At 59.1% G+C, this 16,476-nt stretch carries 15 protein-coding genes; 4 read left to right on the top strand and 11 right to left on the bottom strand.

Annotation, left to right across the window (positions count from 1 at the left end; genetic code table 11):
* Positions 1-166 precede the first annotated feature (166 nt).
* From ABIE28_RS16155 to ABIE28_RS16135, 5 genes are read right to left on the bottom strand one after another with little or no spacing between them, the layout of a single operon-like run.
* A complete protein-coding gene (locus ABIE28_RS16155; RefSeq protein WP_354064692.1) occupies positions 167-844 on the bottom strand; it encodes an RraA family protein in 678 nt (225 codons plus the stop codon).
* Between the two features lie 7 nt (positions 845-851).
* The gene (locus tag ABIE28_RS16150) at positions 852-1,769 is read right to left on the bottom strand and encodes an acetamidase/formamidase family protein (protein ID WP_354064690.1); all 918 of its coding nucleotides are present in this window, start codon (positions 1,767-1,769) and stop codon (positions 852-854) included.
* Positions 1,770-1,780: 11 nt separating this feature from the next.
* The gene (locus ABIE28_RS16145) at positions 1,781-2,749 is read right to left on the bottom strand and encodes a tripartite tricarboxylate transporter substrate binding protein (RefSeq protein WP_354064688.1); all 969 of its coding nucleotides are present in this window, start codon (positions 2,747-2,749) and stop codon (positions 1,781-1,783) included.
* A 25-nt stretch (positions 2,750-2,774) separates the two neighbouring features.
* Positions 2,775-4,244, bottom strand: coding sequence for a tripartite tricarboxylate transporter permease (locus ABIE28_RS16140; RefSeq protein ID WP_354064686.1), 1,470 nt, complete (start codon positions 4,242-4,244; stop codon positions 2,775-2,777).
* 8 nt (positions 4,245-4,252) lie between these two features.
* Positions 4,253-4,750 carry a tripartite tricarboxylate transporter TctB family protein gene (locus ABIE28_RS16135; protein ID WP_354064684.1) on the bottom strand — a complete coding sequence of 166 codons (498 nt, stop codon included), beginning with the start codon at positions 4,748-4,750 and terminating at the stop codon, positions 4,253-4,255.
* Positions 4,751-4,890: 140 nt separating this feature from the next.
* Here ABIE28_RS16135 and aroQ point away from each other — a divergent pair, with 140 nt between their 5' ends.
* From aroQ to ABIE28_RS16120, 3 genes are read left to right on the top strand one after another with little or no spacing between them, the layout of a single operon-like run.
* Complete coding sequence (gene aroQ / locus ABIE28_RS16130) at positions 4,891-5,322, top strand: type II 3-dehydroquinate dehydratase (RefSeq protein ID WP_354064682.1); 432 nt, start codon at positions 4,891-4,893, stop codon at positions 5,320-5,322.
* A gap of 2 nt (positions 5,323-5,324) precedes the next feature.
* Entirely contained in the window at positions 5,325-6,056 is a 732-nt protein-coding gene (locus tag ABIE28_RS16125; protein ID WP_354064681.1) for a GntR family transcriptional regulator, read from the top strand.
* Entirely contained in the window at positions 6,053-6,961 is a 909-nt protein-coding gene (locus ABIE28_RS16120) for a dihydrodipicolinate synthase family protein (protein ID WP_354064679.1), read from the top strand. Before ABIE28_RS16125 ends, ABIE28_RS16120 begins: the two co-directional genes overlap by 4 nt.
* A 605-nt stretch (positions 6,962-7,566) precedes the next feature.
* Here ABIE28_RS16120 and ABIE28_RS16115 read toward each other — a convergent pair.
* The 6 genes from ABIE28_RS16115 to ABIE28_RS16090 form a co-directional block, all read right to left on the bottom strand.
* Positions 7,567-8,820, bottom strand: a complete 1,254-nt coding sequence (locus ABIE28_RS16115) for a Gfo/Idh/MocA family protein (RefSeq protein ID WP_354064677.1) — start codon at positions 8,818-8,820, stop codon at positions 7,567-7,569.
* A 4-nt stretch (positions 8,821-8,824) separates the two neighbouring features.
* Positions 8,825-9,829, bottom strand: a complete 1,005-nt coding sequence (locus tag ABIE28_RS16110; protein ID WP_354064675.1) for a LacI family DNA-binding transcriptional regulator — start codon at positions 9,827-9,829, stop codon at positions 8,825-8,827.
* 7 nt (positions 9,830-9,836) lie between these two features.
* Positions 9,837-10,793: an ABC transporter permease gene (locus ABIE28_RS16105; RefSeq protein WP_354064673.1), complete on the bottom strand. Its 957-nt coding sequence runs from the start codon at positions 10,791-10,793 to the stop codon at positions 9,837-9,839.
* Positions 10,794-10,804: 11 nt separating this feature from the next.
* Complete coding sequence (locus tag ABIE28_RS16100; protein WP_354064671.1) at positions 10,805-11,740, bottom strand: ABC transporter permease; 936 nt, start codon at positions 11,738-11,740, stop codon at positions 10,805-10,807.
* Positions 11,737-13,236: a sugar ABC transporter ATP-binding protein gene (locus ABIE28_RS16095; RefSeq protein ID WP_354064669.1), complete on the bottom strand. Its 1,500-nt coding sequence runs from the start codon at positions 13,234-13,236 to the stop codon at positions 11,737-11,739. Before ABIE28_RS16095 ends, ABIE28_RS16100 begins: the two co-directional genes overlap by 4 nt.
* 161 nt (positions 13,237-13,397) lie before the next feature.
* Entirely contained in the window at positions 13,398-14,417 is a 1,020-nt protein-coding gene (locus ABIE28_RS16090; RefSeq protein WP_354064668.1) for a substrate-binding domain-containing protein, read from the bottom strand.
* 429 nt (positions 14,418-14,846) lie between these two features.
* On the opposite strand from ABIE28_RS16090, the gene ABIE28_RS16085 reads away from it, so the two are divergent.
* Complete coding sequence (locus tag ABIE28_RS16085) at positions 14,847-16,445, top strand: ABC transporter substrate-binding protein (RefSeq protein ID WP_354064666.1); 1,599 nt, start codon at positions 14,847-14,849, stop codon at positions 16,443-16,445.
* Positions 16,446-16,476: the final 31 nt, after the last annotated feature.

Raw genomic sequence — 16,476 nt, 5'->3', positions numbered from 1 at the left:
TCAGTGTCCGAATTTCGGGCGGTAGCTGACGCTTCGTCCGAACCGATTAACTGCACCACGAATGTGCCACGCACGCTGGTATGTTGCTTGAGTGCCGACCGCGCGACCGCTACGGTGCGCGTTAGCATGTTCTCCCTCCCCGCGCAGGGGATACCTGAGCGACAAATCAGGTTGTGATGCGCTTCTCGAAGAGCGCTCGGGAGCCGTTTAGGGTCGACAAAGCTTCTCCATTTGCGAGGCGGCGGCGCCACTCTATCTCGCGCTGCTCGTCGCTTAGTGCCTGTTTCACCAAGGCGTCCAGGCCGCGATGTTGTGGGGAAAGGGCCAGCAGGCCATTGTTGTCGCCCATGACAATGTCGCCAGTCTTGATGGTGACTCCGCCGATAACGACCGGGCCAAACAGCTCTGCCCCGTCTATATCCAACGTACGTGTCGTGACGACATTGAGGCCTTTTGCAAAGACCGGGATACCGATCTCTCGGAGTTCATCGATGTCTGTGACGACGCCATCGACCACAAAGCCGGCGACGCCGATGGCCAGTCCTGCGCGAACGGTCATCTCGCCAAGACAGGCAATATGGTTGTCACCGCAGCGATCGATAACGAGAATATCCCCGGCACGAAGATAGTCGAATACAACATGAACCGGTATGGCATCGGGAAAAGGCTGACGCACGGTCACGGCACGGCCGACCATGCGTTTGCCGCCGACCAGTGGACGCAGATCATTGCTGATAATGCCGCTGGTCAGATAATGCCCGAGCGAGGCGGGTTGCAATTGAGACAGCCCGGCCCAAATTTCCGGCGAAATCTCTGGATGGTTTGGAAGATCGTGAAGAAGCATGGTTGTTCTAACCTGTTACGCGATTGATGCCGTGACCCATTTTGGGCATTTCGACACGCACGCTAATATCGGCAGTTGAGCCGCAAGATTGGTTGATGCACACATTTCCGACCGCGCTGATCAGCATATATGCGTCTGTCGGTGAAACACCGTGATGAATACCCAAGAGGTCGATCATTTCGTCCACGCAAATGCGCCCGGCCGCCTCGTAGGTAGGAGCGGACGACAAAGCGACGATCTCAGATACCGTTTCTAACCACGGCCACTGACGCGACTGCCCCTTGATCAACTGGACGGTGACCGAGACCTTTCCGCCAATTTCGATACCGGTGCCCGTCACTTCGCCATCACCCATGGCCGCATGGACGTCGCCCACGTAAAGTAGGGCGCCGGGCACCTGGACCGGCAAATAGAGCGTGGCCCCTGTTGTGACGCGCTTGCTGTCCATATTGCCGCCATAGCGGCCAACCAACGCAGGAGAGACGGGCCCACCCGCCGGCGCGACAGCGATCACACCAACCATCGGCGCAATCGGAAACCGCAGATCGTCGAACACAACGTATCCGCTCTCTATCCGGCACACCTTGGCTACGGGGTCAGAAACCTTGCCATGGCTAATGCCCATGTCGGGTTTGACGAGAATGAAACCCTGGTCATCTAGCTCAATGTTGTCGATGGTCACCGAAATCGTGTCGCCGGGTTCGGCCCCATCAATATTGATGGGGCCGGTGACCGGGTTGACCTTCGGAAAGCGTTCTGAAAAGTCCGGCGTCGTTTCATGCACCTGCCATGCCTCGCGCAGCTTTCCACCACGTGCATCATGAGTTTCGAAGACGATTTCGGTTGTGCCTTGGATGCTGGCAAGCGGCACCGCGCCTGCGTCAATGCAGTACATGGGGGCGTCACGAGAGATACGTAAGGACATGATGGCTGCCACTATTCGTCGGTAAGGCCCTGCGCAGCGAGCACCGCCGCGACGCTAGCTGCCTCTGCTTCCATCTGAAGGGCGAATTCTGCACCGGGAACATAGTCCAGCGTGATGCCATTTTCGGCAGCGAAGGTCTGGAAACGCTCGTCGTCGAACATTTTCTTGAGCGCGTCAGCCAGAATCTGGAAGCGATCCTCTGGAATGTCCTTTGGCGCGGCCATCGCCGCCCACGAACCGAAAACGACATCGTATCCGGCTTCCTTGAATGTCGGCACGTTCGGCAGCGCGGGATGACGTTCCTCGGTTGCTGTAGCGAGCACCTTGAGCTTACCGGCAGTGACGTGGTCGATCACCTCCTGAACGGAGATGGTCGTTGCATCGACCTGTCCGCCCAGCAGGGCGACAGCTGATTGCGCGCCACCGTCAAACGGCACGACGTTGATTTCGGTCTCTGTGACATTGGTAATCAGCCCGGCCGCGACGTTCCAGACGGCACCGGGAGGCGAAGCGGCGATGCGCAGTTTGTTGGGCTGTTGCCGAGCTGCTTCGAGGAACTCTTCGAGCGTGTTCCAAGGGGCATCAGCCTGAACAGTCAGAGTAGCCGGTGAGGACTGCACTTTCATAATGAAACGCACGTCATCAGGGCCGACTGGCGCGCGTTCGAGCGGGCGGAACGCCAAAAGCTCGAAATTCACCGTGCCGATTGTGTAGCCGTCCGGACGCCCCTGCGACAAAGCGAGCATCCCGACAGCGCCCGCGCCGCCGGTCCGGTTTTCAACTGCAATCTCTTGACCCAAATACTCATTGGCGAACCGCACCAGCGAGCGAGCTGCCACATCAGTGCTGCCACCGGCGCCGAAAGCAACGATAGAGGTTATGGCACGATCGGGATATTCCTGTGCCGTAGCGGTGGTTGCCAGCGCAGACGCAAGAAACAAGCCTGTGCTGGCTGCAATTTTAATTGTACTTAGTTTCACGTTACTTCTCCTCAGTTTAACGATGTTACTTGAATATTGCGCGACGGCTCCGCACGCTGAACCAAACTGTGATGGCAGCGAGTGCGAAGATGGTCAGGGAGATGGGGCTGGACAAAAACGCCACAGGATCTCCCGAATGCATGACCAGTCCTCGCCGCAAGTTTGTTTCCACCACTGGTCCGAGAATGATCGCCAAGACAACGGGTGACAGCGGGTAGTCATTTTCTTCCAGGAAGTAGCCGGCCGCCCCGAATGAAAGCATGATGAACACGTCAAACATGCTGAATTGCATCGAGTACGAGCCGATGATCGATAGGACAATGACGCCGCCGATGATGAAGCTACTTGGGAGTCGGACAATCTGACTGATTGGTCCTGAAAAGATGTAGCCACAGACCAGCATGAGCAAATTGATAGCGATCAGGCCAAAAAACAGCGGGTAAATCAGCGTATAAAGATGGGTCTCGAACAGCAGTGGACCCGGGCGGATACCCTGAATTGTGAACGCGCCGATCAACACTGCCGTCACCGCATCCCCGGGCACGCCCAGAGTCAGGAGCGGCACCATCGCACCGCCAGTAATACCATTGTTGGCCGATTCCGGTGCTACCAGCCCGCGAGGATCGCCCTTGCCGAATTGGGACTTGTCCTTGGCCGATCTACGGGCCTCATTATAGGCAATGAACGCTGCCACATCTGCGCCTGCTCCCGGCAATACGCCCACCGCACTCCCGATGACACCAGACTTTGCGGCAACAGGGGTGACCTCGATGATTTCCTTAAGCGTAGTATGCGAGTTGTCGAAGTGCGGTGTTTCTTCCTTTTTGCCCGCAAACTTTGCGGCTCGGCGAAATGCTTCTGGCAAAGCGAACAGTCCGATAAGCGCTGCCAGAAAGGGTACGCCACCCAGCAAATCGGTGGAGCCAAAGGTGAAGCGTGGATAACCGGCAACCGGGTCGAGCCCGATCAAAGTGAGCGTAAGGCCGATCGCGGCGGCGACCATTGCTTTGAGCAAGGAACGCCCCGCTACACCAATAATCGCCGTCAGGCCGAAAATGCCGATCGCAAAATACTCTGACGGCCCAAACATCAGCGCGACGTTTGAAATCAGTGGCGACAAGAAAATCATGATGAAGACGCTGATCAGTCCGCCGACGCCGGACGCGTAGAGTGCCAGCTCTACAGCGCGGCGACCTTGCCCCTTGCGCGCCATCGGATAACCGTCGAGCACCGTTGCGGCGCTGGCAGGTGTGCCGGGGGTCCGCAACAGGATAGCGGTGATTGCGCCACCATAGTTCGATCCAGCATGAATACCGCACAGCATGAGCAGCGCGGCCAACGGGGCCATCGAAAATGTGAAGGGCACTAGAAGTGCAATCACCATGGTAGCGGTGAGCCCGGGCAGCGCCCCTCCGACGATGCCAAGCATGACACCGGCAAGCATGGCGATGACGTTGTTAAAAGTGGCCACAGTAGCCAGGGATTCAAAGATCATTTGAGTGGCTATCCGAAAAAGCCGAGGGGGAGGGGCACGCGCAGCGCCATCATGAAAATCGCGTAAAGCGCAGCAGAAAACCCGATCGCATAGAGGCCTATGAGCCAGTATCGACGCTCGCCTAGCGCGAGTGAAAACGCGGTCAGAGCCAAAGTCGTTGAGAGTGGAAAACCGACCACCTGCATCAACAGCGGATAGGCGATAGCGATGGAGAGGAGGAGAGCGGCTTTGAGGTGCCCCCTCAGCTCAATTGGCTCTACTTCGATGCGAGGAATGCGTCCGGTGCGCGTCTGAAAGACCAGCAATACCGCCAGCACAAGCAGCAGTCCAATAAGCGCGCTTGGGAAGACCAGCGGCATTGATACGCCAGTTTGTGATCGGCCTGACAAAAATGTTCCGTGCGCAATTACTGCCGACAACAGCGCCATGACCGCCGCCATCACGTAGTTGAAGCGGGGCGACCGCCCGGCGCTGTTCTCGCCCGCAATGGGTTCACTATTTGTCACGACCATCTCCCCTTGATGCCACGACCCGAGCGACATGGTTTCCAACAAACCAGATGCCCTCTTTTCAAATGGCCTTTCTATCGATATATGAAATATCAGATTTAATATTGCGTCAAGCGCTTCAGTGTTGAGGGATGCCGGTGTTTCAGAAAGTCCTGGTCCTGAATGGCCCAAATCTGAACCTTCTGGGGCGGCGAGAGCCCGCCATCTACGGCTCACTGACACTGGGAGATGTTGAAGAGTGTGTTCGCAATCACGCTGCAGGGCGTGTCGAAATCATATTTGAGCAGTCAAGCGTTGAAGGTCATCTTGTTGATCGCATTCACGATGCGGGCAGAGAAGGCTGGGGCGTTATCCTGAACGCAGGTGCGCTCACGCACATATCAATTGCCCTGCGCGACGCGATTGCCGGCGCTGATGTCACTGCAATCGAAGTTCACATCACCAATGTGCATGCCCGCGAAGAATTTAGGCACAGATCCGTAATTGCACCTGTGTGTGAAGGCGTGATTTGTGGTTTTGGATTCCGCTCATACAATTTGGCATTAGACGCGCTGCTTAAGGCAGACTGACAATGGCCAGGGATGAACCGGGAGCGCAGGGCATGAATGAGAGACCACGACTGGGCCAGCTTGATGCGAGCCACTTCAAGAATCTGCGCGATCATGTTCGAGAGGTGTTGCGGAAGGCCATTTTGAGCGGCCAGTTTGAGGTTGGTCAAAGGCTCAACGAGCGCGCACTAGCTGAAGAACTCGGCGTAAGCACGACGCCTCTAAAAGAGGCAATCCGCAGTCTGGAAACGGAAGGTCTGCTCAAGGCAGAGGCGCGCAAAGGCGTCTATGTATCGTTCGGTCCGAATGACGCTGAAGAAATGTCGCTTGCGCGTGCTGCGATTGAAAGCATGATCGCAAGACAGGCTGCCAAGCATGCAACAGACGAAAACATCGCCGAGTTAGCCATCATCATCGATGGAATGAGGCAGGCGACGGGCACTGCCGACACGCCCGCCCTGATCGAACTTAATACACGATTCCATGACGCGATCCGCTCCGCATCGCGCTGCAACTTCCTGCTGCGACTTCAGACGCAGCAATTGGTGTTCGACGATGCAACTCGAACGCGTCTGCTGAACCAACCTGATGAGAGGCATCTCGCACTGCAGGAACACAGCGACATCATGAACGCAATTCGCGATCGCGACATTGAACGTGCGGAACTGTCCATGCGCAATCACATCATTAGGTCGGGTCAGACCTATTCAGAGAGCCTGTTTGGCACGACAGGAGAGGGAAAGGATACAGAATGAAGAATGTCAACGCGAGCCTTGGTGGAATCTCAGGCGTCCACGTGACACCATACGATTCCGATGGCGAAATCGATCTCGACCTGACTGCCAAAATCGTCTCGCGCATTGCCGGTGCTGGCATCCACAATATCGTGTCGGCGGGCAATACCGGTGAGTTCTTTAGTCTAACTTTTGAAGAAGTGCTCAAAGTTCATGCCGCCGCTGTTCAGGGCGCCGCAGGACGGTCAATAGTTACCGCTTCGGTTGGACGATCTTTGCGTGAAGCTATCAGCACCTCACGTCAGGCAAAGATCACAGGCGCGGATGCAGTCATGGCCCACCATCCACGCGATCCATTTGCTGCCCCACAAGCGCAAGCAGACTATTTTATCGCGCTGGCGGAGGCGTCCGAACTACCAGTAGTCGCCTACATCCGGTCTGAAACGATGGGGGTAAGTGATCTGCGTCGGATCGCCGAACACCCCAACATTCCGGGTATCAAATATGCCGCGACCAACATCATCCGACTCGCAGCGTGCATTCGTGAAACTTCTGATTTAGATACCGTTTGGATTTGCGGGTTGGCAGAAGGCTGGGCCGCACCGTTCTACTCGGTTGGCGCACGCGGTTTTACGTCGGGTCTCGTCAATGTCGCTCCGGTGCTGTCGCTGGCGGTATGGAATGCTCTGGAGGCCGGCGACTATCTTCAGGCGCGTACAATAGCTGATCAGATCGGCGCATTTGAGGAGATGCGGACCAAGTACGAGAATGGCACCAACGTCACTGTGGTGAAGGAAGCCATGACAATCACGGGCACGAATGTTGGCGCTGTGCGCCTGCCGGGCTTACGCCATCTTGAAACCCACGACCGCTCCACTTTGGCGAAGCTGCTCGCCTCGTGGCCGAAAGAACTATTTGCGAGTTGACTGCATGGAGCGCCGGCGATTGGCAACCGGCGCTCCCCTGAAAATCCACATTTCTGTACCGGGCGACAGCGCAAATCCAACAAATTGCCATTCCGTCATCAGAACTCATGACGAGAGTTGGGTTTGAGATTTGAGGTTCTGGTCTCGTCTGACTGCGGCATGGTCTAGAATCGCAACGAAATCCAAAAAATAAGGCCGCTGAGCGGGTGGTGAAAGGACATCCGCCTTGCGGCACGGCGGCACATTTCTGCCTACGATAAGATCCGAATCGTGGATGGCCTGCGCTGCTAAGACAGCATTGCCGAACTGTGTCGGTGAGAGGGCATTGCCCAGCCTCTACAGCTCTAGGTCCAAGGAGTGATAGACCCGCGGCATTTAGCGCCTCGATATCGTTATATCATTGCCATCCGGCTTACGCTTTACCGAACTCCTGGAGCGGACGTGAATGCCGAAACGCAAGCTACATCGTCTGCTTCAGCCGCGCCCATCATCGCGCGCGCTAGAAATATTGCGGGTTGAGCCGCCCGTTGAGCGAGCGCACATAGCGCTATTCGTATGACTGATGCCCAGCCAGTAGATAATCCATCGGCTGGCTGGGATGCTTGCTACGCCGGGGTCGCCGTGCGGGCCACAGCCGGCACGTAGTCGTTGAGGTCTTCGTCGGCGATGTGGATGGTGCGGCCTTCTTCGGCGGATTTGTAGAGGGCCATCAGGAATTCCACGACAGCGACGCCATCGTGGAAGGTTTCGAGCGGCGCTTCGCCTTTGCGGAAGGCTTCGACCATGTGGCGGTTTTCGTCGGTATAGCCGTAGACGCCCGCTTCATCTTCGAGAACCGGCATCAGTCCCTGCTCGGCGTTCTGCTTTTCGACAAGGTCCTCGCCGACATCGCCGGTAACGGCGCGCGACATGAAGACCTTGAGGCCCGTCGACAGCGAGGAGAATTCCATCGCGTATTCAGGGCCGAGCACTTCGAGCTCGATGCGCAGGCCTGGGCCGACATAGGCCCATGAGGTGGTAGCTTCGACCACGACTTCGTTGCCTTCGGCATCTTCAAAGGTCAGCATGCCGCGCGCGAAATCTTCGGACGGGCGCTTGGTGTAGTCGACATCCTTGCCCATGCGGGCGCTCAAATCCTGCGCGTAGTTCTTGCGGGCCCATTTGAGCGTCGCCACCGAGCCGGTGGCGCTCTTGAACTTGAGGCTGTCACGCGGTGCACCGGGCGCGGTCAGCAGGTAACGACCGACTTCGACGGAGTGACACATCATGTCGAGCAAGACGCCGCCGCCCTGCTGGTGGCCCTGCCAGAACCATGGCTCGTGCGGGCCGGTATGTTCTTCCGCCGCGCGGGCGATGTAGGGGCGGCCGGTGGAGGGGGCAGCGCGGCGCCAGATGATGTCCTTGCCGCGCGTGACGGCGGTCGAGAACACCTGGTTTTCGAGATAGCCGTGATTGAGCTTGGCGTCTTCGACTAGGCTCAGCATTTCGCGCGCTTCGCGCAGGGTGCGGGCCAGCGGCTTTTCGCAGGCTATGGCAAAAATCTTGGAGCGGCCTTCGCGCACGGCGGCGGCAATGGCGCGCATGGTGTCGAGGCGGGTGTGGTTTGGCGATAGCAGCCAGATGGCATCGAGGTCATCGGCGGCCAGCAGGGCGTCAAGGCTGTCATAGGCCGTGCAATCGCCCAGGTTGAGATTGCCCACTTCATCGGCGAAGGCCTGGCGCTTGGCGGGGGTGGGCGAATAGACGCCGGTTACTTCGACATTGCGCACGCCGAGCAGAGATTTGAGGTGGAAATGGGCGATAAAGCCCGAACCGACAAAGCCGATGCGGAGGGTTTTGCGGGGGAACGTATTGCTCATTCTACTATGCTTTCTTGGTATTGACGGGGGCGGTACTGGACCGCACGACGAGCTCCACGTCGGCCTCGTGGAGGCGACTGGAAAGTTCTTTGCCCGCCAGCAGATCGACCATCATCTGCATGGCGCGGCGACCCACTTCGAGCCGGGGCTGGCGCACCGAGGTGAGCGGTGGATCCGATGACAGGGCGAAATCGACATCGTCGAAGCCGATGACGGAAACATCGGTCGGCACGTGCAGGCCGAGGGCCCGCAGTTCATTGACCGCGCCGACTGCCATTTCGTCGTTGGTGCAGAATATGGCGGTGTAGTCGACGTGCCGGTCATGCAGCTGGCGGACCGCGGCGCGGCCCGAGGCAAGGTGGAAATCGCCCTCAAGGATGAGGTCGGCTTCGGGGGCGATCCCTGCGGCGGCGAGCGCGTCGACATAGCCCTGATAGCGGTCCGTCGACATCATCAGGCGCGACGGGCCGCCGATATAGGCGATGCGGCGATGCCCGAGCGACAGCAGATGCTCGACGGCAATCCGCGCGCCCTTGCGGTTGTCGACCGAGACGGAGGGGAAATCGTAATCGGCCAGAATTTCCAGCGCGACGACGGTCGTGGGCATATTGGCGTCGGTCAAAGCGGCCGGCAGCCAGCCCATCATCAGGATCAGCCCATCGGCCTGGCGATTGCGCACCATATCGACATAGCGCAGCACGCGGGTGTCATCGCCGCGCGCGTCGCCCATCAGCACGCGATAGCCATTGGCGAAGGCCAGCTCTTCGATGCCACGATAGATCTCGAGATAGAACGGGTTGGTGATGTCGCGCACCAGCAGCACCACGTTCTTGGTGGAGCGCTGGCGGAACGACACCGCCTGCTGGTTTGGCACGAAGCCAACCGCTCGAACGGCCTCCAGCACTAGGTCCCGCGTTTCCTTCCGCACCCGGTCTGGATGCGCGAGTGTTCGCGAGACCGTGGCGATCGAGACGCCGGCGATCTCTGCAACCTTACGAATTGTTGTCATGGCTGGATCAGACGCGCAGCTGCTTGGTGCGACCGTAGAGCAGCATCAGCAGAAGCAGGACGCCGCCAAAGATCAGCTGTCGACCCCAGAACTCCATCTGGAGCGTGATCAGCACGCTCTGCAGCAGCGTCAGGGCAATAGCGCCCAGCATGACGCCGAAATAGTTGCCCGAACCGCCGGCCAGCGAGATACCGCCAATCACCACGGCAATCACCGATGGCAGCACATATTGATCGCCCACCGAGACAAAGCTGTTGCCGGTATAGCCGATCACCACGGCGCCGGTAATGCCCGCCATCAGGCCAGACAGGCCATAGAGCAGCGTGCGGATCAGGCGAACCGGCAGGCCGGTGAGTTCGGCAGCGCGCTCGTTGGAGCCCATCGCGTAGATCGCGTAGCCGAGCTGGGTGCGGCGCAGCAGGAACCACATCGCCACGCCAACTAGGGCCCAGAGCCACAGGATACCGGGGATGCCGAGCATGAGTGGACGATTGACGAAGCTCATCAGTGACGGCGCCGCATTGCCGGATGGAATGCCGCGCGACAGCACGATCAGGCCGCCCTGCACCACGCCGGTCATGCCCAGCGTCATCACCAGTGGCGGAATGCGCAGGAAGGTCACGCCGAGCCCGTTGACGAGGCCGACGATAAACGTGGCGCCACCCGCCACGAGGATGGCAGGCAGGATGCCACCATCGCTGCCGGACATCACATTGCCAGCCAGCACGGCGCCAAGCGAAATCATGGCGCCCACCGACAGATCGATGCCTTCGCGGCCGCCGATCACGACAAGGCTCTGTCCTGCCGCGACGATGCCGAGAATGGCCGACACGGTCAGCAGACGGACAATCTGGTCACCCCTGGCAAAGCCGGGCGACAGCGCTTCGCCCATCGCCAACAGGGCGAGGATGGACAGGGTCGCCAGGATCAGCGGATTGGTCAGAAGGAGTTTTGCGCGGTTCATGCTGAGCTCCTTTAGCGACGGGAAACCAACACACCACCCGCAAGTGCGAGCAGGGTGATGAGGCCTTGGATGAGCGTTTGATAGTCAAATGGCAGGCCGGCAAAGAAGATCACATTGCCGATCATGCCGAGCACGAGGGCGCCCAGCACTGAGCCGAACGCACTGCCCGAGCCGCCCGAAAGCGCCGTTCCGCCAAGCACCACGGCCGAGATAGACGACAGCGCCAGCATGCGGCCCATCAGCGGGTCGCCACTTGCGGTTTCGCCGGTCAGGCACAGCGCGGCCACAGCGGCGAACAACCCGCACAGCACATAGGCCATGACGCGGATCTGCCCGACCTTGAGACCGGTCTGGAACGCGGCAGTGCGCTGCCCGCCAGCGGCCGACAGATGCTTGAAGAAAGCGCGGCGGCTGATGATTGCAATGGCGATCAGGCTGCCGATGAAAATCCACAACACTGTCGGCAGGCCAAATACATAGCCGCCATAGGTGCGCCAGTATTCCGCCGGAACCGGCAGACCCGCCGTGGGCAGGACGAGCAGTGCCAGGCCGCCAAAGATAATGCCGGTGGCAAAGGTGGTAACGATGGGCTGGAAGCGCAGGCCTGAAATCAGCAGGCCATTGACCACGCCGCACAGTGCACCGGTGACAATGCCCGCGCCCATGCCCAGCAACACGCCGGTGGAGCCGCCACCGACGGCGGCGATCACCGAAACGGTCACGACATTGACCAGCGCCACGATGGACCCGACCGACAGGTCGATATCGCCGCCAAGGATGACATAGGTCTGTCCTATCGCGACCAGCACGATGGGGAGGAATACCGTCAGGTTGGACTTCAACACATTTGGCGTGACCAGATTGGGCTGCAAAATCCAGTTCACCACGAAGAGCGCGATGAGGGCGGCGAGAGTGACGAGCCAGAGGCGATTGCGGAAGAGTGTCATGCCGCTTTCCCATAAGCTGCGTTGGTCAGGTGGAATGCGGTGAGGGTGTCGCCCGTCAGCTCGGCCGAAATGGCGCCGCTGTTGAACACCAGAATGCGGTCGCAGAGGCTGAGCAATTCATTGTCTTCCGACGCATAGAAAATGATGCTCGCGCCCTGATCGGCGAGGCCGCGGGCCAGCGCGAAGAAATCGGCCTTGGCCGCCAGATCGATGCCCTTGGTCGGATCATCAAACAGCAGCACCTGCGAATTGGTCGCCAGCCAGCGCGAGATAAAAATCTTCTGCTGGTTGCCGCCCGACAGCGAGCCAATCGGCGCTTCGAGCCCGTCATATTTGGTATTGAGCGCAGCGGCAGCTTCGGTGAAGCGCTGCTTGAGCTGGCTTGGCCAGACCAAGCGGCGGCGCTCTTTGACAAGGCTCGCCGCGGCGATGTTTTCAAAGATCGACCGGCCATGGAATGCCGCATCGCGGCCCCGGTCGCCCGACACATAGGCAAGGCCCGCGCGGATTGCGTCAGCCGGCTTGCGCAGGGTCAACGTCTTGCCATCAAGCACGACGCTGCCGCCTTTGAGCGGATCGGCGCCAAACAGACCACGGAGCACCGCCGACTGGCCCTGCCCCTGCAGCCCGCCGAGGCCCAGGATTTCGCCGGGACGGACATTGAAGGTCACATCGTCCAGCCCGCGACTGGAGACATTGCTGACCACAAGACGCGGTTCGGCCGCAACCGCCGATGTCTTGGCGAAGCGCTCGGGCACGACAAGTTCGCCAACCATGGCATGCACCACAGCCTCGCGGTCGGTTTCGGCGGTCGTCAGCGTGGTCACGGTCGCGCCGTTGCGCATCACGGTGATCCGGTCGCAGATGGCGAAAATCTCGTCCATGCGATGTGAGATGAAAATGCTCGACACGCCATCAGCCTTGAGGCCCTTGAGAATGTCGAAGAACACGTCGACCTGGCGACGATCCAGCGCAGCGGTCGATTCATCGAAAATGATCAGCTTGGGCTTGCGCGCCAAAACCTTAAGAATTTCAACGATCTGGCGCTGATCCGGTGACAGGGTCGAAACCGGTGCATCGGCCGAAAAACCCTTGCCCGCCACGCCGGAAAACCGCTGCAGCAACGCATCGGTATCGGCGCGGAGTTGCTTGGTGTCGACAAAGCCGGCGCCGCTCTTGCGCTCATGGCCTAGGAAAATATTGTCGGCCACCGTCAGCTGCGGCACCAGCGAAAGCTCTTGATAAAACAGGGCGATACCCAGCGCCTCCGCGTCACGCGGGCTTTTAGGTGCAATGTCCTGACCGTTGAAACGTAACACACCCGAATTGGCAGCCACCGTCCCGGCGATCACCTTGGACAGCGTGGACTTGCCGCAGCCATTGGCCCCGAGCAGCGCATGAATTTCGCCTGCTTCGACGATCAGGCTGCCATCGGACAAGGCGGTGACCGCGCCGAAACGTTTGGTGATGTTTCGAGCTTCAAGAACGGGGCTCATGGGTGGATCCGCGTTGATGTCAGGGAAAACTTTGGCGCCATGAGGCGCGCCTTCGGGCCAATATAGGGCCCAGCGACAGTGCGGTCGATCTTGCGACCACCGCACTGCGCAATCCAGAGGGTCCAGAGAGGAATCTAGACCCTCCGAGAGAGACCTGGGACTTACTTGAAGAAGCGGGCCTTGGCGTCGTCAGCCGACAGTACCTGCGTTACCGACCAGTGGCCGGGCTTGCCTTCGGCAGCCTTGAGCGCATCGGCGAGGTTGGCGTTGTCGATGAACGGAATGTCAAGGAACACGGCATTGCCATAGACGCCGCCAAAGATGCCGTCCTTGAACTCATTGCCCTGCAGCTCAAGCACGGCAACGTTGAGAGCCGAAGCCATCACGCCGGGTGGGTTCACGGAAGCTGCCGAGTTGTACTTGCCGGCCGACCAGATATCGAGGAAGTCCTTGCGCACTTCGCCGGTTGCCGCAATGTCGGCAGTCTTGCCAGCGGCTTCAATGGCGCGCCATGCACCGGCAGCCATGCCGTCCTGCACGTAAACGCCGTTGATGTCTGGATAGGTGGCGAGGAGGTTTTGCATGGTCTGCTGACCCTGTGCCTGATCCCAGTTGGCATTGGCAGCGTTGACGATCTTGATGTCTGGGTACTTGGCCAGAACTTCGTTGCAACCAGCAGCGCGCATTTCGTTGGCCGGGTGGCCCGCAACGCCATTGATGGTCACGACATTGCCTTTGTCGCCAAGCGTATCAGCAAGCCACTGGCAGCCCTTGCGGCCGTATTCAGTCTGGTCGATGCCGACATAGATGGCGTCTGGCGAGGAGACTTCGGCGTCGGTCGCGATGACCAGAATGCCCGCTTCCTTGGCCTGCGAGAAGATCGGATCGAAAGCGGTCGGGCTGTTTGGGTTGATGATGATGGCGTTGACGCCTTCATTGATCATGTTGCGTACGGCGCCGATCTGGCCCTGAACGTCCACGTCCGAGCTTTGGATAACCAGCTCGACGTCCACGCCCTTTTCTTTCCATGCAGCAGCGGCGGCCTGCGCCTCTTCGATCATCTGCGTACGCCACTCCGATCCAACCCAGCCATTGCTGAGGCCGATCTTGAATGTTTCAGCAAATGCAGTGCTGCTCATCAGTGCGAACGCAGCAGTCGCAAGAACTAGGGTCTTGTTCATCTTGTTCTCCTCCGAATGTGCCGGGCCTATTCCGGCTCCGTCGCGCTGGCATGCAGCACGCTGGCGTCAGAATGTAACCGGTTACAATTTGAGTCAAGCGAAAATGGTGGAGGGGGCGAGTGAGGGTGAGGCAGGGCGATCGCTGGGCCGAGTGTGGTTGGTTCAGGCAGGTGTTCGTACGAGAGAGAAACTGTCAGATCGAATCTATCCCACTTTGTTGGTGATCCCTTCCTCCCATTCGGAGGCGCATTTTCTGCTCATATTTCGTTGGCGCGACAAAGACCTAAGGATTGTTCCCTTCGCCGAACAATCCTTCTCAATGGGCTTGTTCAAGCGAAATCGATACCTTGTCTATCTGGTTAGTATACTTAAAATTGGAGGCCTTGTGGGGCATGGGTATCGACGCCCGTTAGTGACTTTGAGGTCTGAATGAGAAGCAAATTTATCCGCACGCTCGCCATAACGGTGGCGCTGTTGGGTGGGGTCGCGGCTGCGCCTGCCATTGCGCAGGAAAACAGCGTTCTGCGCTACGCGATCTGGAGCAATCCGAACGGCACGTTCCATCCGTCGCTGTATTTTACCGACTATGACCGCGCGATTATCTTCAACGTCTATAGCCGCTTGGTGACGCTGGATGAAAAGCAGGGCTATGTCCCCTCGCTGGCCAAGTCGTATGAATATTCCGCTGACGGAAAGTCGCTGACGCTGAAGCTGCGTGATGGCGTCAAATGGCACGATGGCGTGCCATTCACCGCAGCAGACGTCGTCTTTACCTACACGTCCATCGCCAGCGGCGACTATCCGCTCGACACGCCGGCATTCGCAGCGCAGCTCGAGGGCTTTGAGGCCTACAATAGCGGTGCGGCAGAGACGATCAGCGGCATTACATCGCCGGACGATCTGACCGTCACCTTCACCTTCAAGGCACCTTATGCGGCGGCTTTGGCGCACTTTGCCGATCGGCCGGTGCTGGCCAAGCATGTGTGGGAAGGTACGCCGATTGCGCAATGGGCCGAAGCGACCGACCTGCTTCGCAATCCAATCGGCACCGGGCCATACAAGTTCTCCGAATTTGTGTCGGACCAGTATGTGTCGCTCGTGCGCAATGACGAGTATTTTGGCGGTGCGCCCAAGATCGAGACCCTGATTTTCAAGGTCACCAATGCTCAGACTGCCCAGACGGAACTGCTCAATGGCGAACTCGATATCGCCGAGCTGTCGTCCTGGAACCAGGCCGATCTGCGCACCTATGAGGACAACGGCGCCAAGATCATCGAGCAGACTGGTGTCGGCGGGCAGTATCTGACGCTCGACAACACCGATAGCCGGCTTGCCGATCCGCGCGTCCGTCAGGCTCTGATCCACGCCATCAACCGCCAGGGCATCGTCGATAGCGTGCTTTATGGCCACGGCATTGTGTTCAATTCCAACGCGCATCCGGATAGCCCATACTACCCGGCCGATCTCGACGCCTATCCCTACGATCCGGCCAAGGCCAAGGAACTGCTGGCGGCTGCTGGCTGGGCTGACACCGATGGCGACGGTGTGCTCGACAAGGATGGCGAGAAGTTCACCTTCACGATCAATTTCCCGGTCGGCAACAAGACGCGTGAACTGTCGGCTCCAATCATCCAGCAGAACCTGCAGGCAGTTGGTATCGACGCGGAGCTGATCTCGGCTGACTTCAACTCGACGCTCGCCATCCTGCAGAACGCCGAAACGCCATTTGATGGCGTGCTGATGGGCGGTACTTTCCGTCCAGGCCAGTACGGTTCTGATCTGTGGTGGGAGCGCCTCGAGCACGATCCGAAATATGTCGAGCTGGCCGCAGCGGTCAATTCGACGGTGGATGACGGCGAATTGCGTGTCGCGGTTGGCGCCTGGCTTCGCGAGGTCAACAACGAGGCCGTACGTGTCTGGCTCTACATCCCCAACAAGGGATACGCGCTGAGCCCGCGCGTCACCAACTACACCTCGATCCCCTACGAGACTTTCGCTGGCATCGAGAACTGGACGGTCGCCGAGTAGCCTCCTGCACACTCGCGCCCATCGACCTGGA

This window comes from Devosia sp. 2618 (genome assembly GCF_040546815.1).
Lineage (GTDB): Bacteria > Pseudomonadota > Alphaproteobacteria > Rhizobiales > Devosiaceae > Devosia.
The sequence above is the reverse complement of the archived record's forward strand: the minus strand, read 5'-3'. Positions and strand labels throughout refer to the sequence as shown.

Coding starts and splice junctions, on each gene's coding strand:
- ABIE28_RS16090 (WP_354064668.1), bottom strand. CDS start 14,417: ATGAACAAGACCCTAGTTCTTGCGACTGCTGCGTTCGCACTGATGAGC.
- ABIE28_RS16120 (WP_354064679.1), top strand. CDS start 6,053: ATGAAGAATGTCAACGCGAGCCTTGGTGGAATCTCAGGCGTCCACGTG.
- ABIE28_RS16155 (WP_354064692.1), bottom strand. CDS start 844: ATGCTTCTTCACGATCTTCCAAACCATCCAGAGATTTCGCCGGAAATT.
- ABIE28_RS16110 (WP_354064675.1), bottom strand. CDS start 9,829: ATGACAACAATTCGTAAGGTTGCAGAGATCGCCGGCGTCTCGATCGCC.
- ABIE28_RS16115 (WP_354064677.1), bottom strand. CDS start 8,820: ATGAGCAATACGTTCCCCCGCAAAACCCTCCGCATCGGCTTTGTCGGT.
- ABIE28_RS16150 (WP_354064690.1), bottom strand. CDS start 1,769: ATGTCCTTACGTATCTCTCGTGACGCCCCCATGTACTGCATTGACGCA.
- ABIE28_RS16140 (WP_354064686.1), bottom strand. CDS start 4,244: ATGATCTTTGAATCCCTGGCTACTGTGGCCACTTTTAACAACGTCATC.
- ABIE28_RS16125 (WP_354064681.1), top strand. CDS start 5,325: ATGGCCAGGGATGAACCGGGAGCGCAGGGCATGAATGAGAGACCACGA.
- ABIE28_RS16100 (WP_354064671.1), bottom strand. CDS start 11,740: ATGACACTCTTCCGCAATCGCCTCTGGCTCGTCACTCTCGCCGCCCTC.
- ABIE28_RS16085 (WP_354064666.1), top strand. CDS start 14,847: ATGAGAAGCAAATTTATCCGCACGCTCGCCATAACGGTGGCGCTGTTG.
- ABIE28_RS16095 (WP_354064669.1), bottom strand. CDS start 13,236: ATGAGCCCCGTTCTTGAAGCTCGAAACATCACCAAACGTTTCGGCGCG.
- ABIE28_RS16105 (WP_354064673.1), bottom strand. CDS start 10,793: ATGAACCGCGCAAAACTCCTTCTGACCAATCCGCTGATCCTGGCGACC.